This window comes from Kribbella monticola, assembly GCF_003261635.1.
Taxonomy (GTDB): domain Bacteria; phylum Actinomycetota; class Actinomycetes; order Propionibacteriales; family Kribbellaceae; genus Kribbella; species Kribbella monticola.
Genome location: NZ_QFXK01000010.1, coordinates 56,349 through 78,592, shown reverse-complemented (window position 1 = coordinate 78,592; position 22,244 = coordinate 56,349). Strand labels below are relative to the sequence as shown.

The window sequence follows — 22,244 nt, the reverse complement described above, 5'->3', positions numbered from 1 at the left end:
CCATGCGAGTCGACGATCTTCGCGGGCTCGGGCTCTTCGCCGGGCTGACCGACGAGCAACTGCAGGAGCTGATCGACGGAGGTTCCGAAGTACTGATCGAGCCCGGGGCGAAGCTGTTCACCGAAGGCGACCACGCCGATCACTGGTGGGTGCTGATCGACGGCGCGATCGAGTTGTCGCGACACGTCGGCCGCGAGGACTCGGTGGTCGGGCGGCTCGACGTACCGGGTCGCTGGGCCGGTGGCTTCAGGGCGTGGGACGAGCGTGGCGTCTATCTCGCGTCCGGGCGGGGCGTGCAGGAAGGCCGCGTACTACGGGTGCCGGCTCCGGTACTGCGTACGCTCACCGACGCCTGGTTTCCCTTGGGGAGTCACCTGATCAACGGGGTTTACGGAACCGCCCGTTCCATCGAGGCGACTGCGCGGCAACGCCAATCGCTGGTCACGCTGGGAACTCTCGCCGCGGGCCTTGCGCACGAGCTCAACAATCCCGCGGCCGCCGCGACGCGTGCCGCCGACGCGCTCGAAGCGGTCTGCCAGACACTGATCACCTCGCTCGATCGCCTGGCCCAAGGAGAGATCTCCGCGCCGCAACTGACAGCGCTCGACAAGCTGCGCCGCGAAATTCAGCCGGCCGCGGTCGGCCTGGATCCGCTCGACATCGCCGATCAGGAGAACGCCCTGGCCACCTGGCTCGGGCGGCACGGCGTGGAACGCGACTGGGTGATCGCACAGCCACTGGCCGCGGCCGGGGTCGACGTCGCCTGGTGCGAGCGCGCGGCCGCCGTACTGGATGCGGACAACCTCGAACCAGGGTTGGAGTGGGTGGCGAGCACCTTCGCCGCGACGACGTTGCTGTCCGAGGTGAGGATGTCGACCCGGCGCATCTCCGACCTGGTCGCGGCCGTCCGGTCGTACTCGCAGATGGACCGCGCTTCGTTGCAGCCCACCGACGTGACACAAGGCCTCGAGAACACCCTGGTGATCCTCGGACACAAACTCCGCGACGGGATCGAGGTGGTCCGCGAGTACGGCGACCTGCCCCGGATCGACGCCTATACCGGCGAGCTCAACCAGGTCTGGACCAACCTGATCGACAACGCCGTCGACGCGATGAACGGCAGTGGCACGTTGCGCCTCCACACGCATGCCGAGGGCAACGAGATCGTCGTCGAGATCACCGACACCGGCGAGGGCATGTCACCCGAGGTCGCAGCCCGCGCCTTCGAACCCTTCTACACCACCAAGGACGTCGGCAAAGGAACCGGCCTCGGCCTCGACATCGCCCAACGCATCATCACCGAACACCACAACGGCTCCATCACCGTCACCTCCACCCCCGGCAACACCACCCTCCACGTCCACCTCCCCACCCACCAAAAACCCACCCCCTGACGCGCTCAGGTTGATGGGTGGGATTTGTTCATTATTTAGGATATAAAACTGGCACCGAGTGCGACAGGAACCGAATCCCGGAGGTAGTGATGGCGCAGGACGGTAAGCCCACGATCGTGTTGGTGCATGGGGCGTTTGCGGAGTCGGGTGGGTGGGGGCCGGTTGTCGACCGGCTGCAGGGTGCGGGGCACCGGGTGGTCGCGGCTGCGAATCCGTTGCGGTCGGTGGCGTACGACGCGGCGCAGGTGCGGGCGCTGGTCGACACGATCGACGGGCCCGTCGTGCTGGTCGGGCACTCCTACGGTGGAATGGTGATCAGTAAGGCCGGCGCGGCTGCGGAGAACGTCAAGGCGCTGGTGTTCGTCGCCGCGTTCGCACCCGAGGCCGGCGAATCCGCGGCCGCACTGTCGAGCCAGTTCCCGGGCAGCACACTCGCCGAGACGTTGCGGCCGGTGCCGCTCCCGGACGGCAATCAGGACATGTACGTCGCGCAGGAGCTGTACCGCCAGCAGTTCGCGGCCGACGTACCGGAGGAGACCACCCGGCTGATGGCCGCTACTCAGCGGCCGATCACCGTCGCCGCGCTCAACGATCCGGCCGAGGGACCGCAGGCCTGGGCGTCGGTCCCGAGCTTCTTCCTGATCGCCGAGGCGGACAAGAACATCCCGCTCGCCGCGCATCGCTTCATGGCCGAGCGCGCCAAGGGCGAGGTCGTCAGCATCGAGGGCGCATCGCACGCGGTGTTCGCCTCTCAGCCGGCCGAGGTTGCGGACCTGATCCTCCGCGCGGCCCGGACCGGCGTGCAGTAGGGCGCAACGGGGTACCACTGGCCTCGACAGGAGTTGACTGGCTGGTCGGGAGGGCGAATGACCGGGATGCGGGTGCTGACCTACAACATCTTGTCCCGGGATCACGCGGACGGGCCTGGGCGGGAGAAGGTGCTTCGAGCCGAACTCTCGGAGTTGCGGCCGGATGTCGTTGCGCTGCAGGAGGTCACCCGGACCGAGGAGCTCGACCAGGCCCGTGAGCTTCTGGGTCCGGACTTCACGATCATCGATCACCCGTCGGAGCCGTCCGACCCGGTCGGGGCATGCTTGGCAACTCGGTGGCCTGTGGGCGACGTCCACAGCCTCGATCTGCAGGTCGCACCCGGCTCGGTCGGCTTGCCGTGGGCGGGTGCGATCGCGGTCGAAGTACGAGCTCCCGAGCCGCTCGGAACCCTGGTGGTCGTTCACCACAAACCGAACTGGCAGCTGACCGGCGAGTATGTGCGGGAGCGTCAGGCCGTCACCGCCGCACGCTGGATCGAGGACCTGGTCGGCGGCCGGGACGATCTGCCGGTCGTGCTGCTCGGCGATTTCGACGCGGACACCCAAGCCGCCAGTATCCGGTTCTGGACGGGTCGCCAGTCGCTCGACGAGCTGAGTGTGCGCTACGAGGACGCGTGGGAAAGTCTGCACGGCGACGAACCGGGCCATACCTTCAGTCCGAGGAATCCACTCGTACTGGAAGGGGAAATGAAACGCGAGCGCGGGCGCCGGATCGACTACATCATGGTCCGCTCCGGCATCCACGGACCGCTGCTCGACGTTCGCGCCTGCCGCATCGTGTTCGACGAACCCGTGGACGGTGTCTGGGTCAGCGACCACTTCGGGCTGTTCGCCGAGCTGGTGCGTCCGGCCCGTCAGGTCGGCGCCTGGGACCGACCCTGAGGAAGTCGTACTTCGCGTCAGGCCGCTTTGGCAGCGGTTTGGGTGACGATGGCGGCGGCGACCTCGCGGAGTTTGACGTTCTCGGTCTGGGAAGAGCGCACCAGGAACGCGAACGCGCGGTGCTGATCGAGCCGGTACCGCTCCATCAGGATCCCGACCGCCGTCCCGATCTGGCCTCTGCTCTCGAGAGCGCGGGACAAACTGACGCCCTGCCTGTTCCAGCCGAGCAGCACCGCCACGCAGTTGGCGAACATCGCGCCGATGTAGCGGTCCTCCGGTCCGAAGGCGGCCGGCTCGTCGGCGTACAGGTTCAGCGCGCCGCGGACATTCGGCTCGGCGCGGAACTGGAACGACAGCTGGGACCGCAGCCCGAGTTCGGCGGCCCTCGGCCCGTACTGCGGCCACCGCGAGTCGCTCCCCAGCTCGTCGACCTGCACGAGCTCGGCGTTCAGCGCGGCCTCGACACACGGGCCTTCATGTAGTTCGTACTGCGTCTGGTCGGCGAGGTGAGCCACCTCGTCCGTGGGAGCCAGGGTCTGGATCGTGCCGTTCTTGCTCGTCACCGAGATGCTGGCGTGGGTCACCCCGGCGATGGTCTCCACCACGCTGGCGGTGATCAGCGCAAGAGTGCCGTCGAGGTCGTCCGACTGACGCAACGACTCGGCGACCGTCGTCATCAGATCAGCAAACTCAGGTAGTTCCATCTCGCTGCTCCCCTCGGGAGGACCAGCGGTGATGCGGCGGCTCGCGCGTTGAGGTGTCCTAGGAAGGACGAGCGGCGCACGGAGGTGGTGGTCGCCGCTGTTCGAGGGTGTGTCCAGCGAGCGGCCGCATCACCTGGTCAAAGGCATCGAAGTTGTCGGATCTCCTCACCTCCTCCGATTCGGTCAATCCAGGTGCGCGCGCGGAGGACCGCGCTGCCGGCCCTGCGGCGGACGCGTCGGGGACGTGCCCGCCGGCCGGAAACCGTCATGCTCCGAGCGGGTGCCCGGTGGTGGCGCACCCCAGCCGCCGGCCGGAGGACAGAGCTTGCGCCGGGGCGGCTGGCACGGTGTCTCCCAGCTGGCGGTGATCAAGGCGTCGAACTCGGCGCGCAGCAGGTCGCTGTCGTCGAGCACGAGGTCGAGGAAGACCTCGTCGACGGGCGTCCGCCGCTGCACTGCCGTCATCGATCTCACCCACCAACAAGATGGCTCTGTCCCGCGGCCGGGGACGGCTCGTCAGGCGTTGATCTGCTTGCGGTCACCGCTGTCGTTCGCGGTGATCGAGATCTTGCGCGGTTTGGCCTGCTCGGCGACCGGGATCTTCAAGGTCAGCACGCCGGCCTCGTAGTTGGCCTGGATGTTGTCGGCGTCGAGGGAGTCACCGAGGAACAGTTGCCGCGAGAACGCCCCCAGCGGCCGTTCGGCGACCTGGACCTCGACTTCGTCGCCGAGTTCGAGCGGCCGGCGTTCGGCCTTCACCGTGAGGACGTTGCGTTCGACATCGAGCTCGATGGCATCCGGCGAGATACCGGGCAGATCGAAGGAGACGACGTATTCGTCGCCCTGACGGTAGGCGTCCATCGGCATCGGGGTCGGCCTCGACCACGTGCCCGTAGCCTGACCGCCGAGGAACTGCTGGGCCAGCCGGTCGAACTCACGGAACGGGTCAGTGCGCATCAACATCGTCCTTACACCTCCTGAAGTCGATTCCACGGTGGTGTCAACACGCACTTCCCTTATAGCAAGTCATCCGAACGATGACAAGTATCTCCGTCATCCAATCGCTGACAACTGTGCTTGCCGCCGTTCAGCCGCGGGCGACCATCAGCCAGCTGACCTGGATGTCCGGTGAGCGGGTCGGGGCGATCGTGACGGTGATCTTGCCGTCTGCGCCGACCGGTACGTTGCTGTAGGCCGCAGCGTCGTTGCTCCCGGTGAAGAGGCGTTGCTGGTCGACGACCGAGCCGTCGATCGTCACCTGGGCAGCACGGTTCGCCCACGGCCACGGATCGAAATAGCCGGCGTGCACGGTGTAGGTCCCCGGCTCGAGTCCTTCGAAGGTGTAGACGAGTGGCTCGTGGTTCTTGGCGTACCGCAGCGTGCTGTAGAGATCGCCGTTCGCCGGACCGGCAGGCGCACTCGCGCCGGTGTAGCCCCAGGTCTTCCCAGTGGCCGGATCCAGCCCGAGCGGCTGCTCAGGGTTCGAGTTCAACAGCGGCCCGGCCGCCTTGGTCAAGGTCTGCCAGTCGGTGGTCGCCACGCCACCGGCATTGACGGCGTACCGCAACCCCTGCGGTACTACGACGATCGGGCGGGTGAACGTCCGTCCGTCCGCCAGCGTCCCGCGGACGTTCGCCGGTCCTGGACGGGCAACGGTCGAAGCGTCCCAGGTCACGGCCAACTGCTTCGACAGCGAGCCCGTCTTCACGCTCACGCTGGTCGGCAGCGTGCTCGTGTCGCCGAGCGCCACGTGGTCCGGGAGGTGCGTGTCGACCGTCCACCGCCGGTACGCCGGGAGGTCGCCGAGCCGCCACTCCTGGTCGGGACCGATCGACAGACTGCCGCCCTCGCCGAACTTCATCGGCATCCAGACGTACGGCGCGGTCGCCAGCGAGTCCGGCGTCCACCGGTCCCCCATGAACACGAACTTGTTCTGCTGCTGGTCGTAGGGAATCACGGCCGTGCTCTGCGAGCTGAACGTGTTCGCCGCGCCGGGTCCGCTGATCGGACTGCCCTGATCGGTGAACTGGCCGAGGATGTTGTCGGATGTCGCGTACTTCGCCGGGTTCGCGTCCCAGCCGGTAGCGCCCGAGGTGATCAGGTAGTAGCGGCCCTCGGACTTGAACATCGCCGGCGCCTCCCGCTGGTTGCAGGCCAGCGTTCGGACGAAGTCCTTGCCCTGCACGGCATTCTCGGGCCGCGCGGACAGATAGGTGTAGTCGTGGTTGAGCTTGGAGATGTACATCGTCCGGTTCTCTTCGGACGCGTAGATGATGTACGCCGTACCGTCGTCGTCCACGAACAGGTTCATGTCCCGGGCCATCCCGCCGGCCGGGTCGAACGAGGAGCCGGTGCCGCACCAGGGCACGGAGTCTGTGGGCACATGGTTCAGCCGATACGAGTCGACCCAGCGGAACGGGCCTTTCGGCGAGTTCGCGATCGCCACGCCCGCCTCGCCTCGCGCGTACGTCGACGCGCTGGTCGGCGACGAGGGTCCGTCGGAGTGCACCCACATGATCCACTTGCCGGTCGCCTTGTTGTAGATCACCTTCGGCCGCTCGAGGATCGACGGTTTCGCCCAGCCGTCGGTCCGGACGCTGTTGGTCGACAGGTCCCGCCAGACGACCTCCTTCTGCGCGGCGGTGTAGTTCTTGTAGAGCTTGCCGAAGTACTTGTCGTCGAACTGTTCCGGCGAGCTCATCGTGCGCAGCGCGAGCCCGTCGTTCTTCCAGTTGTAGAGGTCGTACGAGGAGTAGACGTGCACCCCCGGGCTGTCGTAGTACCCGTTGCTGCGGTCCTCGCCGTACCAGTACCAGATCCGCCGGCCGTTCTCGTCGGTCGCCGGTACGACCTGTCCGCCATGGGCCTGGATGATCTGGCCGTCGGTGTCGCGCCATTCGAGGCCAGGGCGGAACGAACTGTATTTCTCCGAAGCGGAACTGGCCGGCGCCGTGACCAGGCCGAGCACTGCGAGGGCAGCGCTCACCAAGGCCACGCCGCGAAGCGATCTGGACAGATTCATCGTTCTCCTAACTGGGCGGTGCGGAGATGTGGCGAAGCTGAAAAGAACTGTTCGTGGCGACGACCCACAAGGCGCAACCAGGCACGACAGCGAGGCCGGCCAACGGGACCTGACTGACGATGACGAGGGCCAGTGCCAGGACGCCGAGCGACAATAGACTGAGGGGCCAGCCCCGTACGCCGGTGTAGACGGCGAGGCGCAGCAGTGCGCCGAGCCTCAGGTCTGGCCTGGCGGCCACAAGCACCAACGCAGTAAGGGAAGTGGTGAGGACAAGCACCAGCAGTACCACCAGCAGCGGTACTACGGCTGCACCTGGCAGGCGGCCGTTCAGCATCTTCAGATCCGAAAGCAACACGCCCGTCAGACCCGCCGTGATGGAGGTGACGGCGAGCGCGCGCCGGCTGAACGACAAGACGAGGCGGAGCAGCGCACTCACAGGAGGACGCGGGTCGTCGAGGGCGAAGTACGCGAAGGCCCCTGCCGCGGCCGGGCCGAGCGGAAGGGCGAGCAGACCGAAGAACAAGGGGTATCGCAACGGTGCGTCGACAGCACCGAGCGCCAGCATCAACGGCAACCCGGCCACGGCCAGCACGAGATTGACTGCCAGCACCCGATGCGCGAACGACCAGAGCAACTCCCACGCGTCCGCGCGGACGTTCACCCGCGACAACGGCGAGGCCATCACTTCATCCCGCTCGTCGCGATGCCCTGCACGAAGTACTTTTGGCCGAGCAGGAAGATCACCAGGATCGGCAGCACGGACAGCACCGAGCCGGTCATGATCATCGCGTACTCCGCGTCGTACAGCCCGACGAACGAGCGCAGTCCCAGCTGGATCGTCCACAGGTTGTTGTCGGTCAGGTAGATGAACGGTCCCATGTAGTCGTTCCACGTGTTGACGAACGTGAGCAGCGCGAGGCTCGCCAGCGCCGGCTTCGACAACGGCAGGATGATCCGGGCCCAGATGCCGTACTCGCTCAGCCCGTCCAGCCGCGCCGCCTCGCTCAGCTCGTCGGGAATGGTCAGGTAGTACTGCCGCATCAGGAACACACCGAAGGCGCTGAACGCCTGCAGCAGGATCAACGACAGGTGCGTGTTCACCAGCCCGGCCTTCTGCATGATCACGTACTGCGGAACCATGTACGCCTGCCACGGCACCGCGATCGTCGCGATGTAGGCGAGGAACAACGCGTCCCGGCCGGGGAACCGCACCTTCGCGAACCCGTACGCCGCGAAGCTGCCCGTCAGTACCTGCAACGCGGTGATCGTGAGACTGAGGAACACCGAGTTACGCAGATACGTGAGCAGCGGGATCCGCGACCAGATCGAGGTGAAGTTCTGCCAGTGGAACTCGGTGGGGATCCACCGGACCGGCACGCTGAAGACGTCCGCGTCGAGCTTCAGCGACGACGAGACCATCCAGGCGAACGGCACCAGGACCGCCACCGAGAGCAGCCCGAGCAGCAGGTAGGCGAGCGTACGGCGTACCGAGAACCCCTGCCGGCGAAGGGGGCGCGGTGGCTCGGTGACCGGAGTCTCCGGCCTCGCCGGGGGTGAGATCGTCAAGGTCATCGCTCGCTCCTTCGCTGCAACCGGAACTGGATCACGGTGATCGTCAGCACGATGACGAACAGCACCATCGACACCGCCGACGAGTAGCCGAACCGGCCCTGGACGATGCCCTCGCGGTAGATCACCTGCGAGAGCACCAGCGTCGCGCGGCCGGGGCCGCCCTCGGTCATCACCTGAATCAGATCGAACACCTTGAAACTGGAGATGGTCAGCATGATCAGCACGAAGAAGGTGGTCGGCCGCAGCGACGGCACAGTGATGTACCGGAACCGCTGCCAGCCGCTCGCCCCGTCCACCTCGGCCGCCTCGTACAGCTCGGCCGGGATCGTCTGCAGCCCGGCGAGGTACAGGATCATGTAGTAGCCGAGGTCCCGCCACACGCTGGCCACGATCACCGCGGGCATCGCCCAGGTGGTCGAGGTGGTCCAGCCCGGCGGGTGGTCGATGCCGACCGCCCGCAGGAACTGGTTCACCGGGCCCTGGTCCGGGCTGAGCAACATGTTCCACACCACCGCCACCGCGACCAGCGAAGTGATGTAGGGAAAGAACAACGCGGTCCGGAAGAACCGCACCGCCTTCAGCTTCTGATTGAGCAGTACTGCGAAGCCGAGGGCGGCGCACAACGTCAGGGGCACGTGCCCGACGGCGTAGTACGCGGTGTTCTTCAGTGCGGTCCAGAAAGTGTCGTTGTGGATCATCCGCTGGAAGTTGGCCAGCCCGACCCAGCGGGGCGTGCTGTAGGAATCCCAGTCCAGGAAGGACAACGCAAGCGAGGCGATCACCGGCACCAGCGTCAGTGCGGCGAAGCCGATGAAGTTCGGCAGGATGAAGCTCCAGCCGACCCAGGTCCGGCTGCGGCGCCGGGGCCGCCGCGGCGCGGACACGGCGGCCGCTACCGGCCCGGACGCAGGGGCGGACACGGGGGTGGTCATTGCTCAGCCGACCTCGTTCTTGACCCGCTTGGACATCTCGCCCAGGCCGTCGTCCAGCGACTTCTGCCCGGTCATGATCAGTTCGTGCTCCTCGGTCAGGATCTGGTCGACGTCGGAGGACTTGTCACCGACCGGCATCTCCAGCACCACGGTGTCGGGCTTGAACGCCTTCTTGGCCAGCGCGTCGCCGGGCACGCCCGGCAGGCCGAAGTAGGTGTCCAGGATCGCCTGGGTCTGCAGCGACGGCGTCACGCCCGCCTTCGCGACCGCGGTCGCGCCGGCCTCGCCGGAGGCCCATTCGACGAACTTCTTCGCGGCGTCGGCGTGCTTGGAGTTCTTGTTCACCGCGAACGCGGTCGGCGAACCGAAGGTGGTCGTCTTGCCGTCCGCGGCCCGCTGCGGCAGCGGCGCCATCCCCCAGTCGACCTTGGTCTTGCCCGCCTTCGTGTCGGCCAGCAGCGTCGCGGCATACCAGGTCCCCATCGGCATCAGGGCGGCTTTGCCGGTGGAGAACATCGTGTTGTAGCTGACCTTCTGGCTCTTGGCAGTTGCCCACGGCAACAGCGCGCCGCTCTTCTGCAGGTCCAGTGTCATCGCGTACTGGTCCTTGAAGAAGCCGTAGTTCCCGCCGAGCAGATCACCGCCGCTCTGAGCTGCCGCGGTGGCCTGGACGACCGAGCGCCAGGTGTGCTGGTACGTGCCGTACACCTTGGCCTGGCCGTCGCCCTTGGTGAGACTCTTCGCCAACGTGGCATAGTCGGCCCAGGTCAGATTCTGCAGCTTGGACTCCGGTACGCCGGCCTGCTTGAGCAGGGTCTTGTTGTAGTAGAGCACCCAGAAGTCCTGGCGATAGGGCAGCGCGAAGTACTTGCCCTCGAGCTCGTAGGACTTCAGTCCGGAGTACTTCGCCGGGTCCAGCGCCTTGGCCTGATCCGTCATCGGCAGCAGCTGACCGCGGGTACCGTAACGGGCGTAGTCGATGACGTTCTTCATCGTCAGTACGTCGGTGGTGTCGCCACCGGCCAGCATCGTGGTCACCTTCTGCTGGTAGTCGTCGGCCAGGATGTCGACCGGCTCGACCTTGATCTGCGGGTTGGCCTGCTGGAAGCCGTCGATGATCGCCTTGAACTCCGGGGTGGTGGCGTAGTTCCAGAGCGCGACCTTGATGGTCTGCGGCCCGTCGGCGGCGGCCTGCCCGGAGGAGCCACCTCCGCAGGCGGTGAGCAGGGCCAGCGCGGCGGCGCCGGCGATGGTGGTGACGAGGTGTCGCTTCACGACGTTCTCCTTGGACTTCGGTACGGCGTAGGTGGCGGTCAGGCGGTTCGAACGGTTCAAGCAGTGAGGGGGAAGATGTCGGCGGTGATCCGGCTCCGGAGCGGTTCGCCGGCCAGCCAGCGGGTGAGCTCGGCGAGCACGTGGTCGGTCAGCCGATGGATCTCGGTGCCGAGGGAGCCGGCGATGTGCGGGGTCACCATGACGTTGTGGACCGAGCGCAGCGGCGAGTCGGCCGGCAGCGGTTCGGGATCGGTGACGTCGAGGATCGCGAACAGCCGCCCAGTCCGGCACTCGGCTGCCAGGGCGGCTGAGTCGATCAGGCTCCCCCGCGCCGTGTTGATCACCGTGGCGTGGTCGGGCAGCTGAGCAAGCTCGGCCGCGCCGATCATGTGGTGCGTGCTCGGCAGAGCGGGCGCGTGCAGGGACAGCACGTCGACCCGGGGTAGCAGCTCGTCGAGCTCGACCAGCTCGGCACCAGCCGCTTGCACCTCGACCGGATCGGCGTACGGATCGGCGACCAGCACGGTGGAGCCGTCGAGGGTCCGGAGCAGGTCGACGACCCGGCGGCCGATCCGGGAGAAGCCGACGACACCGATCGTGCGACGGAAGTTCGACAGGTCCCCGAAGCCTTGCAGCTGGCTCCAGCCCCGGTACGCCGTACCGGCATCGGCTGCCAGGAACGGTGCCTTCTTGCCGGCGAAGATGATCGCCGCCAGCGTGTACTCCGCGACCGGGACGGCGTTGGCGTCGGCGCCGCTGGTCACGACGATGTCGCGCGACCAGAGCACGCTGTCCGCGAGGGAACGGACGCTGCCCGCCGCGTGGAAGACGGCCTTGAGCCGCGGCGCCGAGGCGAGCCGGTCCGCCGTCAGCCGGGGTACGCCCCACGAGGTGACGAGCAGGTCGGCCGTCTCGAGCCGGGCGCGCGCTGCCGCCGAGTCGAGCTCGTCCGTCCAGATCGGTTCGGGCAGCGCTACCAGCGACGCGAGCTGGTCGAGCCTGGCCTGGTCGAAGTGGGCGTCGAACGCCTCGCGGTTCATCACCAGCAGCGCTTCACTGCGGCAAGCGGTTACCGTTGCGGTCATGTGAACATGAGATGACCACAGCGATCACATCATCTACGGCTCGTCCGTGATCGTTCGCAAACGTACAGACTCGAACATCGGAGGTTGGTGCCCGTGTCGGACGACCGGCTGTTCGGCCTGCAGCGCCATGAACGGGTGATGGACGAGCTCCGGCGCGCGGGGGCCGTCCGGGTCAAGGAGCTGGCCGACCTGCTCGGCGTCAGCGAGCTGACGATCCGGCGCGACATCGCCGCGCTGGCCGCCCAGAACCTGCTCACCAAGGTTCACGGCGGCGCGACGCTGCCGACCGATCTGGCACCACCCGCGCGCCGCCGGGGCCCGGCCTCCCCCCGGTTCACCATCGGGATGGTGGTCCCCTCGCTGGACTACTACTGGCCGCCGATCGTCGGCGGGGCGCGATCAGCTGCGGCCGCGCTGGGCGTGGCGATCCAGCTCCGCGGATCGACGTACGACTGGGCCGAGGACCGTCGCCAGATCACCCGGCTGATCGAAGCCCAACAGGTGCAGGGGCTGTTGCTGGCGCCCAGCCTGGAGGGTGACGTCGCCGAGATGATCGACTGGATCGGTCAGCTGCCGGTGCCGGTGATCCTGGTGGAGCGGCAGCCGCCGCGCTGGACGCGGACGAAGTACCAGGTCGAGTGGGTCCGCAGCGATCATGCGCTCGGTGTCGAGGTCGCCGTGCGGCACCTGTACGACCAGGGGCACCGCAATCTCGGCCTGCTGCTGTCGAAGGGCAGCCCGACCTCGGCCCACCTGGCAGCCGGCTGGGACGTGGTCTGCACGGACCTCGGCATCCCCGCCGATCTGGTCATCCGCGAGTCCGTGAACATGGACCAGCCGGGCCATCGCGACATCATCGCCCAGCTGTTCGACCGCTGCCGTACGGCGGGTATCACGGCCCTGGTGATCCATTCGGACCCGGACGCGATGGCAGTCGCCCAGTACTGCGCGGAGCAGGGCATCCGGATCCCCGAAGAGCTGGCGATCGTTGCCTATGACGACGAGATCGCGCATCTCGCGGAGCCGGCGATGACCGCGATCCGGCCGCCGAAACCGATGGTCGGCCGGACCGCGGTGGAACAGATGGTCGCCCGGCTCACCGAGGGCCGGCGCCGGCCGGCCCAGCGGATCCTGATCATCCCGGAGTTGATCATCCGGGACTCGACGATGCCTCGGACGGGCTAGAAAACGTCCAGGGACAAGGATTCCGAGCCGCCGTCTGACCAGGTGACCTCGATCTGCCGGCCGTCGATGCGGAGCCGTGGAAGAGGTTCGGACCCACCGCCCGAAAAGGTGATGAGGGCAACAAAAACCTTTCCGGCTGTGGCCGGCCCACACAACAGGGGAACAGCAGTGTGGTTGCCCAGGGCACTCGACTTCTCCGCCCGCCGCAGATCTGCGACCTCGAAACCGGACCGTCCTTCGACGGACGAGACCAGCTCGCCAGCCCGCACCTCGGCGCGATGGTCGAGCGACTCCCCCGTCGGCGGGTCGTCGGCGGACAACGGCCAGCCTGACAGCTCGAGGACATGATCCGGCCCCACCTCGGCCTCGGTTTCGATCAGTGCGGCGCGGACCTCGTGGCTTCCGCGCAGCAGCGACCCCATCGCGACCCGCGGCCCTGCGACCACTCCTCCCCCGCGACCCGAACCGTGTTCCGGCCCTTGGTCCTCGTCCGTCCGCACCCAATGCGTGGACGCCATCGAGACGTTCGGGCTCACACCCACGAACCCGTTGCGATGCGACAGCCCGAGCTCAGGGTGAATCAGGCCGATGCTGTTCTCGAGTGGCTGTGCCCAGAACGGCTTCGCCATCGGCGGCATCGTGTGGGTCGAGTAGCCGAGCCGGGCATACAGCGGCGAGTCGGCCCGTTCGTCCCTGGCCACCGAGTGGTCGGTGCCATGATTGACGACTCTCACGATCCCGTCGGCGCGCGTCCCGCTGACGATCCAGCCGGGCTCGGGGAGACCGAGGGTGAAGTCGGAACGCTCGACCGGCAACGGTTCCTCGGGTGCTGTCCAGACCGGGTGGTCCGCCGGCAACATCAGGCCCAGCATGCCTTTCACGGCCCAGTACGGCGAGCCGAAGCCGGAGTACGACTGCGCGATGGCCGGCCATTCGGCGTACCAGCCGAGGTTGAGTAGGCCCCGCTGGTCCGGGACGCCGCGGTTGAGGAAGTGGCTGAGTATGCCGGAAGTGGCCCGACGCAGTACGCCGGGTGTGAGGTCGGTGGCGCCGGTGATCGCGCCCATCCAGAACGGCGCGGCCGCGGCGAAGCGGTAAGTCAGACTCCGGCCTTGGACCAGCGGCGATCCGTTACCGCCGACCAGGTGCGCCGCGGTCGACAGGAACGCGGAAAGCCTGTCCCGCCAGGCCTTCTCCAACGCCGGGTCGCACAGGTCCGGGTCCATCGATGCCCAGAGCAACGGATAGACGTGGAGCGCCCAGCCGTTGTAGTGGTCGAACGCGCGCTCCGGCCCGTCGGCGTACCAGCCGTCGCCGCGGTACAGCGACTCGTGCACGGCGAGTCCGCTCGCGATGTCCGCCGACGACCACGGGCCGCCGACCGATTTGAGGAACGTCTCGACCACGATCTGGAACCAGACCCAGTTGATCGGCGGGTACTGCGAACCGACCACGGTCCCCAACCAGGCGACGATCTTCTCCCGGTCGGTGTCATCCAGCCGGTCCCACAACCAGGGCCGGCACAGGTGCAGCCCGAGCGCGATCGAGCAGGCCTCCACCTTGGCCTGCCCGAGCTGGTCCGGGCGCGGCCAGGCGTGCGGCGACGCGGGATCCGTGCCGGCCCGTAGACCGTCGGCGTACCACGCGGCCAGGTGGTGCGGATCGTTGCCGTCGTCACCTTTCAACCGGATCGCCATCAGCAGGAAGGATCGGGCGAACGCCTCCAGCGAATCGCTGTCCGGCCCGTAGGCACTGTTCGGTCCGGGCAGGTCGATCCGGGCGTGATCAGCTGAGGCAAAGGTGCGCATCGAGAGCAGCAGCCGGTCGGCGATCCCGCCCCAGGCCTCGCGGGTCAGGCCGGTGTCAGTCACGGGTACTCCTCGTCAGGGTCAGTTCGAAGGTCCGCCGGTCTGCGCCGACGTCGATGATCAAGCGATGAACAGCCGGGCCCCAGACGTCCGTCAGCAGGTCGTCGTCGACCGCCTGCGTCTCCAGCAGCCCGGTCCCGAGACCAGCTTCCCATCCCAGCTCGGCCAGACCACCGCTCAGCGTCTCGATCACCAACCGGCCGGCCTCGTGGCTCACGGGTCGCCCGGCGATCACGAAGTGCTCGGTGAGCTCGGTTTCGGCTGCCCAGGAATCCACGATCCGAACGGATCCTTCGCCGCGGTCGAGCGTCGCCACCCTGCGGAGCTGTCCGGTCGGATAGGCGTCCGAGAGGTCCACCTCGGCACCGGCGTCCCCGCGTACGGCGAAGTCGGTGGCGCGCCATTGCCGGCCCGGCTCCTGTTGCTTGCCGTCGACAACGGGCACGTTGTGCCACTCGCTGCGGACCACCCACTGCTCGTAGCGACGGTCGGAGAACGAGATCGCCGTGTAGGTCGGCTGACCGAGGTCTATCAGCACCGGCGTCGCGTCGAGCGCCGCAATGACCGTGCCCACGTCGTTGTGGTTGTGGTTCTCGTCGTTGTGACCGCCCTTGACCGCAAGCGCCCAGCCTTCGGCGGAGCCGTCGTACTGCCGGGTGACCAGCAACTGCACGTCGGGGAGCCAACTCCATCGCGGCAACGGCAGCGGTCCGGGTTCCGCCTGCCACCATTCGTCGTCGGCGAGGGCGAGTAGTGCGCGGCCGAGACCGAACGCCGGCAGGCGCTTGCCATGGGCAACTGCTTGGGCCACGACGGCAGCATCCCCGCTTCTGCGGCCCCAGCGGTGCAGGACGTCCCAAGGTTGCTGCGGGCTCGGTCTTGCCGGACCGTCCCCTACGTTCACGTACCAGTCATCGCCCAGCGCCATCCGCTGGGGATACCGGGCAACCTCCGGGAGCGGGTCACAGTGCCACGGATCGAAGCCGCCCTGCGTCACGCGATCGAGCAACTCCAGCGCGCTCGCCAGGCGGGCGGGCCCGTTCCACCAATAGGCATAGCCTTCGTCGCAGCCGCCGTCCGCCGGGAGGGCGCGAAGGTAGCGATCGAGGCCGTCGACAACCAGATCCACCACCTGCGCGCGAGCGACCGGGTCGGTCTCGAGGAAGAGGGCGGCCGCGAGGATGTGCCCGTGGATCCACGGATTCCAGTTGTGCAGGTGACCGTCGAGGCCGAGCCAGTGCCAGCGGCGGTCATCGACGAAGGGCCGGAGTACGCGACGGCGTGCCTCCTCGCGTAACCGCCGCCGCAGGCCCGGGACGCGCTCGTCCAGTGCCGGTCCGAGGACGAGGTCGGCCCAGGCGAGGATCTCCACGGTCTCGGCCGCGCCTAGATCCAGATACGGCTGCGCCGGGTCTGCGACCACCTCTTGCCGTCCCGTCGCGAACGACTCGTGCGCGGCCCAGCACCAGGTCGTCTGCTCGCACAGCAACAACAATCCGTCCGCCGCTTCGTCGACGTACTGCTCATCCGCAGTCAGCACCGCGGCGAGGACAGCTGTGCTCGTCCGCTGCCGCAACTCCCCCGCCGGCCCCTCGTACGCCGTACGCACTCCGTCACGCCAGTAGCGGGCGAAGTCGGAGAGCAACGTGTGCGGCCACGGCTTGCCGCGATCCGCGTCCGCCCGGGCCAGAATCTCAGCCCGGGCGGACGCGGTCCGCGAATCCCAAACGGCACGATCCCTCAGCTCCGGTACACCGACGCGGTCCCTCGCCGAGTCCAGCGCCGCCGACCGGATCGCAGGAGTCAGGGCGTGCCAGCGGTGCGCGATCGACATTCGACCACCTTCGCGCGTACCGGCGCCTGGCGGCCAGTTGCCGAACAGAATCGATCACAGTCGTTCAGAGTCGAAGCCGGCTGGCGTGCCCCGGGATCAGCCCCAGGGTGAGCTGACGAGCCAGCTCACGTCATCGGCGTACGCGTTGGTGCTGTCGAAGGCGTTGGAGCCTCCGTTGGCCGCGATGTAGACGATGTTGTTGTAGTGCCGGACGTACCGGTCGGAGAAGTTGAGCGATCTGAGCGAGACGCCTTGACCATTGCGGCCGCTCTCAGGGCAGAACGTCGCATCCTGAGCGAACTGCGACGTACCGTCGTTGGCCTGCAGATGGAGCTGGTAGTTGTAGTGCCGCAGGTATTGCCCGGATGTGTTCCTGGACTCGAAGGACACGCAGGAGCTGTTGCCGAGGCCGGCCCGCACGGTCCAGGACGCGTTGCCCTTCTCGGTCGTGGAGCTGCCGCTCCCGATGACGGTGGTGTCGACGGTCGAACCGGTGTGGTGGATGTAGCGGTCAGTACAGCAGGCGGTGGTGGCGCGCAGGGAGACGGCCGAGCCGGGAGTCAGGCCGGTCCCACTGGAGTTCGTGGTGTAGCCGGCCGCGGTGATGTTGGCCTGCACGGCATTCTCGGTCGAGTCCGACGGATAGCCCGACGTCATCACACCCTCGTAGAAGGTGCCGCGAGCACCGACACTGTTGTCGCCACCGATGCCCAGGATGATGGCGCCTTCCTTCTTCATCGGGTTGTAGCCCGCAGCATTGGGACGAACCCCGTCGTAGAAGGTCGATACGCCACCGGACTGTGCGTTGCCGCCGCGGATCGCCCAGCGGTTCTGGCCGCCCTTGACGATGGCGGTCAGGAAGCGGTGGCTGATGGTCGGATCGTTGGCGTTGTTCCCGGTGTTCACCCCGGAGAAGAGACCGTTCTCGAGGTCGGCCATGATCCACGGGCCGTTGCCGGCGCCCGAACCCCAGGACCTGCTGTTGCCGAAGTAGATGGCCTCCATCGTGCCGTTGCCGTTGTCGTGGCTGTTGGTCTCGGCATTGCCGTAGTCGAAGCAGCAACCGCCGTTGTAGTGGGTGCCGTCGAACACGGCGTACATGCCCTCCGACTGGTCGCCGGTGGCGACGCCGTTGGTGTTGTTGTTGCGGTAACCGGTGCCCGGGGCAACATAAACGCCGTACGCCTTGTGGCCGCCGACGGTGATCGGCGCCGCGGAGGCGTTGGCGAGGTTGTCGTACCCGCCCGCGGCCGGCCCGCTGAAGCCGCCGGGAGGCGCCTGCGTCAGGCGGTTGTTGCGGCCCGACTGGTCGTAGATGATCGTGATCAGACAGGTGGTTCCCGAGCAGAACGAATCCTGCGTCCCGGCGTTCGCGACGCCGCCGGCGGTCAGCGGGGCGATGTCCCGGATGGCGTTGTCCGACGCGCGCCGGACCTGGTAGAGCGGGCCGGTGTAGGACCCGTACAACGCCCGGGTGGTGCTGTGCGCGGCGACGCACGGCGTACCACCGGCCGCGTACAGGTCACACGGTCCCTGGGTGGCCGCCTGGGACGTGCCGCCGCCGACCACCAGGCTCGCGACGAGCGCGCCGGCGACGGCAAGCGCCGCCTGCGGGAGCAAGAATCTCGACCTTCGTGCCATCTGCTGATCCTTCCGTTGCATCCGAGCACCACTGCCGGATCCCCCGACCGGGACATGACTCAGCAGCACGCCGGGTCGCATCACCACGACGTGCTTCGGCCAGGTCCAGCCGATCGGAGAAAACGGGGCGGAGCGAGTGTTAGCGCTAACATAGCGCCACCTCCCACCGAGGGCAATGGCCAAGTTTCGGTCCGTAGCCGCAGGCCGCCCTCAAGAGGCCGGCGCTTCGGCGCGCGTCCGCTCGACCGCGTCGGCGGTGCGGGGTGCGAACGGGAGGTCGAAGAGGGGGCTGGGGAGGTGGCGGTGGAGGAAGAGGCAGAGGTAGGTCAGGAGGGCGGTGAGTAGGACCGGCTCGGCGATTGCGGCGGTCCATTGGATGGCTGGGCCTGCCGACGACAGAGGTTTGATCAGGGCCGCGTGGATCAACGCCAGCAGGGGCAGGTGGATGACGTAGATCGGGAGGGTCCGGCGGCCGATGCTGGTGAGTGCTGCAGTGAGGCGCTCCCAGCGGGACACCAGGCCGGCGGCTGTGACGCCGAGGACGATCGCCACCCCGCTCACCAGCGGCCACAGACCGAACCAGGTCTTCGCGTCGAAGATGGCGATCACGGCCAGCAGGACGACGTACGGCGTACCGACCAGGAACAGTCGTCGCCACCTTGCCCGCGCGGCCAAATCTTCGATCAAACCCTTGCCGTAAAGGCCGGCGAGGAAGAAGACCAGGTTCTGGTAGACGCCGCCACGGTCACCTGGGACGTCGAGCCATCCGGCCGAAGCCATTGCCGACAAGGCGAAGGCGAGACCGAGCACCAGCCACGACGGCACCCGGCGGGCCACTTTGGCGATCACGAAGTAGAGCGCGAGGGCGTACAGGTACCACAGGTTCGACGGCGTGATCGTCAATTGTGCAAGGAACTTCAGCGGGCCGTCCGCACGCTCGGTGGCGAAGTCGGGCACCAGGGCGAGTACGGCGGTGTGGACGATCAGCCAGAGGACGTAGAGGTAGTAGAACTTCGCCACCTTGGTGCGGACCACTGCCGACCAAGGACGTTGCACCGCACGAACGGCGAAGAAGCCGGAAACCGCGAAGAACAAGGGCATCCGCAGCGGCAGCAACTGCTCGCCGAGCGTTCCCCACAGGCCGCGCACCCGGCCACCGATGTGCCAGTCGACCTGCAGGTAGTGCTTCATGATCACATGCCACAGCACGACCAGCAGAATGCAGATGCCCTTGGCAACATCCGCCCACGAGATCCGGTTCGCCTTCACCATGCTCGAGAATTTAGGCGGATCCGGGCACGTTGCCATCGGCCCCAAGTCGGGACGCCGCCTCATCCCTTGGTCTGATGAGACCGCGGCCGTCTCCGCCGATGGCACGATCTTTCCGGCCGGCGGCGGACGAACCTCAGTGCTTGCCCCGGTTGGTTGCTAAGAGCATCGTCGCGGCGAAGACCGAAGATGCGACGTCAGTCGGCGACGGCGATGTCGGCCACCACCGCGTAGTGGTCCGACGGTGGCAGGCCGTCGTCCTCGTTGAGGCCGGCAAGCCACGACCGGTACCGACTGGGTTCGGTTGCGGAGAGGATGTAGTCGATCCGGTGGTCCGCCAGCCATTCGCCGTGTCCGAGATACGGGTTGCGTGAGCTATAGGTGTCGCCCTCCGGTGAGCAGTCGTACAAGACGGACAGCAGTCGGCCGATCTCCGGCCGATCGGGTGGCGCGTTCAGATCACCTGCCACGAACACCTTGTCGCCGGCTGCCGACAGTTTCTCCACCAACTCGACCAGTGCGCCGGCCTGCTCGGCTCGCTGTGTGTCGTGGTCTTCCTCCCAGTCCAGGCAGGTGGTGAGGAAATGCAGACTCCGTTCACCGAGCCGTATCTCTGCTCGCAAGGCGATGGTCTCGCCCGCCAACGCGTGTCGCTCGATTCCGAGGAAGGGGTAGCGGCTGAGAACCGCAAGACCGAGCTGTACGCCGGGGTCCGGGTCGCGCGGCATCCGGGACGGGGCGAACGTCGACGACAGCCTCAGCTCGGCGCCGAGCATGCTCGCCTGACTGGTACCGTCCGCGGACCAGGTCTCCTGGAGCGCGACGAAGTCGACACTCTGCGCATGGATGGTGTCCACGATCGCGCGGTGCCGCCGCGGCCAGTTGTCGTCGAACCGCCCCCACACGTTCCAGGTCATGAAACGCATGACCTGCCAGTACCCCCAAACCAGGACGCAAATCAGTCAAAAAACACGGGCGATCGTGTCGAGGACGGCTGCTGGGTTCCGACGTACTGTCTGACGGATGGTTGCTTAACCAGTGCTGGGAGTGCACGGATGGGCCTACAGGAACAGGTACAGAGCGAGATCGACAGGCTGGTCGAGGCTGGAGCCGAGACCGGGGTGCAGGTCGCTGTGTTTCGCGAAGGCGAACTGGTCATCGACGCGGTGGCCGGTACGGCGGACGCGGGGCGGCCGCTGACCTCCCGTACGCCGATCTTCAGCTTCTCCACGGGCAAGAACGTGTCGGCCACTCTCGCGCACCTGCTGGTCGCGCGGGGTCATCTCGACTACGACACCCCGGTGACCGACGTCTGGCCCGAGTTCGGCGTAAGGGGAAAGGCCGCCGCGACGCTGCGGCACGTGCTCACCCACACCGTGGGTCTACCGGCCATGCCGCGCGAGATCACGCCGCGCGAGCTTCCCGACTGGTCCAGGGTCTGTGAGTCGCTGGCCGCCGCCGAACCGCGCTGGCGACCGGGTGCGGCCACGGGCTATCACTCGTACACCTTCGGCTACCTCGTCGGCGAGCTCGCCCGCCGCGCAACCGGGCGGCCTATGCACGAACTCCTTCGTGAGTGGATCACCGAGCCGCTCGGCATCCAGGGACAGCTGTACTTCGCCGTACCGCGTGAAGTACTGCCGGACCTGGCGCGGGTGGACCAGCAACCACAGCGAGCGCCCGCCGAAGCCGACGCCGATGCCGTTCTCGCGCCCTGGGAGAGCGGGCCAAGCGCCGATTTCGGCAACGACGCCGAGCTGCTCGGTGCCGACATACCGTCGGTGGGCACCGCCACGGCGTACGGGCTCGCGGCCATGTTCGACGCGGTCCTCCAGGGCAAGCTGGTCGATCCCACACGCCTGACGGAGGTCGCGTTCGAAGGCACCGACGAGGTCTTCGGTACGCCGGCGCGCCTGACGCTCGGCTACCCGATCGGCAGAATCGGCGCCCCCGCCGAGGAGAACTCGAGAGCCTTCGGATGGCCCGGTGGCGGGGGAAGCTATGCCTACGCCGACCCTGACCGAGGTGTCGCCTTTGCCCTCACCAAGACGCGCCTGAGTCCGGACTTCGACACCGCTGTCTCAGTCACCTCAATCCTCGCCGCCGATCTCTGAGATTCCCGGCGCGAGGCCGACAACAGAAGGAGAATTCCCGTGGACAAGACCGCGACACCGCCGCAAACGACCCTTGGTCCGTTCTCCGTGCCCGGCGCGGACGTGACGCCTTGGGAGGACACCGAGTTGGCCTTGCGCCGGATCCACAAGTTCCAGCTCTGCACGGTACGCCGGGACGGCCGTCCCCACGTCACACCGCTGCTGGCGATCTGGGCGTTCGGCGCGATGTGGTTCACCACCGGCGCCGAGGAGCAGAAGGCCAAGAATCTCGCCGCCAACCAGCACTGCGTCCTCACCGCGGGAACGGAAACCCTGACCGGGACCGACTACGTCATCGAGGGCACCGCGACCCTGGTCACCGACCAGTCGACAAGAGAAGCGGCGGCCGACGCCTTTGAAGAGTCCTACGGCTGGCAGATCACCCGTAAAGAGGGCACCTGGCATCATCTGTCCAAAGCCGTCCGCAGCGGGGACGCTCAGCTGTACCGCGTCCAGCCGACCAAAGCCTTCGCCTTCACCACCACCAGCAGGTCCGCCGAGACCCGATACACCTGGACCTGACCTTTCTGAGTGGCAGAGAGGACACAAAAGTTCAGCACCAAGTGATCAGGTGACGAGCGGCCCACCGCGTGTCGGG

Annotated in this window: 20 protein-coding genes; 6 read left to right on the top strand and 14 right to left on the bottom strand. The window is 67.3% G+C overall.

All coding sequences use genetic code 11. The features are described 5' to 3' along the window. Positions 1 to 2 precede the first annotated feature (2 nt). From DIZ26_RS06450 to DIZ26_RS06440, 3 genes are all read left to right on the top strand, one after another. On the top strand, positions 3 to 1,394 hold the full coding sequence (locus DIZ26_RS06450) for a sensor histidine kinase (RefSeq protein ID WP_112238771.1): 1,392 nt from the start codon (positions 3 to 5) through the stop codon (positions 1,392 to 1,394). Between the two features lie 89 nt (positions 1,395 to 1,483). Then, a complete protein-coding gene (locus DIZ26_RS06445; RefSeq protein WP_112238770.1) occupies positions 1,484 to 2,203 on the top strand; it encodes an alpha/beta fold hydrolase in 720 nt (239 codons plus the stop codon). Between the two features lie 57 nt (positions 2,204 to 2,260). Continuing rightward, on the top strand, positions 2,261 to 3,106 hold the full coding sequence (locus DIZ26_RS06440) for an endonuclease/exonuclease/phosphatase family protein (protein WP_112238769.1): 846 nt from the start codon (positions 2,261 to 2,263) through the stop codon (positions 3,104 to 3,106). 17 nt (positions 3,107 to 3,123) lie between these two features. Here the strand turns inward: DIZ26_RS06440 and DIZ26_RS06435 are convergent, their stop codons facing one another. From DIZ26_RS06435 to DIZ26_RS06395, 9 genes are all read right to left on the bottom strand, one after another. Continuing rightward, positions 3,124 to 3,810, bottom strand: a complete 687-nt coding sequence (locus DIZ26_RS06435; RefSeq protein ID WP_112238768.1) for a GAF and ANTAR domain-containing protein — start codon at positions 3,808 to 3,810, stop codon at positions 3,124 to 3,126. Between the two features lie 183 nt (positions 3,811 to 3,993). Further along, positions 3,994 to 4,275, bottom strand: coding sequence for a hypothetical protein (locus DIZ26_RS06430; RefSeq protein ID WP_112238767.1), 282 nt, complete (start codon positions 4,273 to 4,275; stop codon positions 3,994 to 3,996). A gap of 51 nt (positions 4,276 to 4,326) precedes the next feature. Beyond that, on the bottom strand, positions 4,327 to 4,773 hold the full coding sequence (locus DIZ26_RS06425; RefSeq protein WP_112238766.1) for an Hsp20/alpha crystallin family protein: 447 nt from the start codon (positions 4,771 to 4,773) through the stop codon (positions 4,327 to 4,329). Positions 4,774 to 4,897: 124 nt separating this feature from the next. Then, positions 4,898 to 6,832, bottom strand: a complete 1,935-nt coding sequence (locus DIZ26_RS06420) for a glycoside hydrolase family 43 protein (protein ID WP_112238765.1) — start codon at positions 6,830 to 6,832, stop codon at positions 4,898 to 4,900. A 7-nt stretch (positions 6,833 to 6,839) separates the two neighbouring features. Then, entirely contained in the window at positions 6,840 to 7,514 is a 675-nt protein-coding gene (locus tag DIZ26_RS06415; RefSeq protein WP_112238764.1) for a hypothetical protein, read from the bottom strand. Next, complete coding sequence (locus DIZ26_RS06410; protein WP_112238763.1) at positions 7,514 to 8,404, bottom strand: carbohydrate ABC transporter permease; 891 nt, start codon at positions 8,402 to 8,404, stop codon at positions 7,514 to 7,516. The genes DIZ26_RS06415 and DIZ26_RS06410 overlap by 1 nt, the downstream gene beginning before the upstream one ends. Beyond that, positions 8,401 to 9,336, bottom strand: a complete 936-nt coding sequence (locus DIZ26_RS06405; RefSeq protein WP_112238762.1) for a carbohydrate ABC transporter permease — start codon at positions 9,334 to 9,336, stop codon at positions 8,401 to 8,403. Before DIZ26_RS06405 ends, DIZ26_RS06410 begins: the two co-directional genes overlap by 4 nt. Positions 9,337 to 9,339: 3 nt before the next feature. Then, positions 9,340 to 10,671, bottom strand: coding sequence for an ABC transporter substrate-binding protein (locus DIZ26_RS06400; RefSeq protein ID WP_232828167.1), 1,332 nt, complete (start codon positions 10,669 to 10,671; stop codon positions 9,340 to 9,342). Continuing rightward, positions 10,668 to 11,696, bottom strand: coding sequence for a hydroxyacid dehydrogenase (locus DIZ26_RS06395; protein WP_112238761.1), 1,029 nt, complete (start codon positions 11,694 to 11,696; stop codon positions 10,668 to 10,670). Before DIZ26_RS06395 ends, DIZ26_RS06400 begins: the two co-directional genes overlap by 4 nt. 93 nt (positions 11,697 to 11,789) lie before the next feature. Here DIZ26_RS06395 and DIZ26_RS06390 point away from each other — a divergent pair, with 93 nt between their 5' ends. Beyond that, on the top strand, positions 11,790 to 12,881 hold the full coding sequence (locus tag DIZ26_RS06390; protein ID WP_198675940.1) for a LacI family DNA-binding transcriptional regulator: 1,092 nt from the start codon (positions 11,790 to 11,792) through the stop codon (positions 12,879 to 12,881). Here the strand turns inward: DIZ26_RS06390 and DIZ26_RS06385 are convergent. From DIZ26_RS06385 to DIZ26_RS06365, 5 genes are all read right to left on the bottom strand, one after another. Beyond that, positions 12,878 to 14,752 (bottom strand): DUF2264 domain-containing protein, encoded by a 1,875-nt coding sequence (locus DIZ26_RS06385; RefSeq protein ID WP_112238760.1) that lies wholly within the window; start codon positions 14,750 to 14,752, stop codon positions 12,878 to 12,880. The two genes, DIZ26_RS06390 and DIZ26_RS06385, sit on opposite strands and share 4 nt — an antisense overlap. Then, positions 14,745 to 16,583: a heparinase II/III family protein gene (locus DIZ26_RS06380; RefSeq protein ID WP_112238759.1), complete on the bottom strand. Its 1,839-nt coding sequence runs from the start codon at positions 16,581 to 16,583 to the stop codon at positions 14,745 to 14,747. Before DIZ26_RS06380 ends, DIZ26_RS06385 begins: the two co-directional genes overlap by 8 nt. A gap of 96 nt (positions 16,584 to 16,679) precedes the next feature. Continuing rightward, positions 16,680 to 18,224 (bottom strand): alpha-L-arabinofuranosidase B, encoded by a 1,545-nt coding sequence (locus tag DIZ26_RS06375; protein ID WP_112239102.1) that lies wholly within the window; start codon positions 18,222 to 18,224, stop codon positions 16,680 to 16,682. A 210-nt stretch (positions 18,225 to 18,434) separates the two neighbouring features. Continuing rightward, complete coding sequence (locus tag DIZ26_RS06370; RefSeq protein ID WP_157979606.1) at positions 18,435 to 19,496, bottom strand: acyltransferase family protein; 1,062 nt, start codon at positions 19,494 to 19,496, stop codon at positions 18,435 to 18,437. Positions 19,497 to 19,690: 194 nt separating this feature from the next. After that, positions 19,691 to 20,419 (bottom strand): endonuclease/exonuclease/phosphatase family protein, encoded by a 729-nt coding sequence (locus DIZ26_RS06365; RefSeq protein WP_112238757.1) that lies wholly within the window; start codon positions 20,417 to 20,419, stop codon positions 19,691 to 19,693. 129 nt (positions 20,420 to 20,548) lie between these two features. On the opposite strand from DIZ26_RS06365, the gene DIZ26_RS06360 reads away from it, so the two are divergent. Both DIZ26_RS06360 and DIZ26_RS06355 read left to right on the top strand, forming a co-directional pair. Next, complete coding sequence (locus DIZ26_RS06360; protein ID WP_112238756.1) at positions 20,549 to 21,607, top strand: serine hydrolase domain-containing protein; 1,059 nt, start codon at positions 20,549 to 20,551, stop codon at positions 21,605 to 21,607. Positions 21,608 to 21,646: 39 nt separating this feature from the next. Further along, positions 21,647 to 22,168, top strand: a complete 522-nt coding sequence (locus tag DIZ26_RS06355) for a pyridoxamine 5'-phosphate oxidase family protein (protein ID WP_112238755.1) — start codon at positions 21,647 to 21,649, stop codon at positions 22,166 to 22,168. Positions 22,169 to 22,244: the final 76 nt, after the last annotated feature.